The sequence below is a fragment of the Vibrio sp. D173a genome, assembly GCF_030248475.1.
Map to the genome: position 1 here is coordinate 1 of NZ_JAHGAH010000567.1, position 559 is coordinate 559.

The 559-nt window shown below is 48.3% G+C and carries 1 pseudogene; it reads right to left on the bottom strand.

The annotated features are described in order from the left end of the window. Nucleotides 1–559: pseudogene (locus KIV40_RS27580) on the bottom strand (DUF3549 family protein); the annotation flags it as partial.

Below are 559 nucleotides of genomic sequence, written 5' to 3' on the forward strand. Positions count from 1 at the left end.
CTGATAGAGCACGAACTAATGCAGACAGCAAGAACAGGTCTGGGTTTTGGCTTTTGATTTGGTCATCCGCTATCTCTTGAATTCGTTCTGCTAGCTTATCGCTCAGTGTTGCGTGCTCCAGAGCGCCAAGGGTTGCATAGAGAGGCTCAGAAGGGAGTTTGCGAAGCGCTTTACGAATCGCGACGCCGTGCATGCTCATAGTACTGGCTCGTTGGCAGTGATAGCTCTGCGCGAACTTGGCTATGGAATACCGCCATTTTGTCTTCTGATGGCTTAAAGGTGTATGGGTTGTTAGAGAGCTTCTGCTGCTGCTCTTCGCTCATATCACCGCTCAAACGTGTACCCATCGCCTCTAGTACGAATTTTAAGAAGTTACCGATATCCGCTTGGCTTAATAGGCCGCGCTCATCGAGTTTGAACTTCAAGAACCAGATCCAAGGTTGTTTCTGTTCGTTCCAGTAGCTGATTGCTAGGTGTGCCTGTTTTTGTAATGGGAACGGGTAGGGCTGCATGCCTTGTTCAACATCGGCAAATAGATCGTTGTCGACTTTTTGAATTC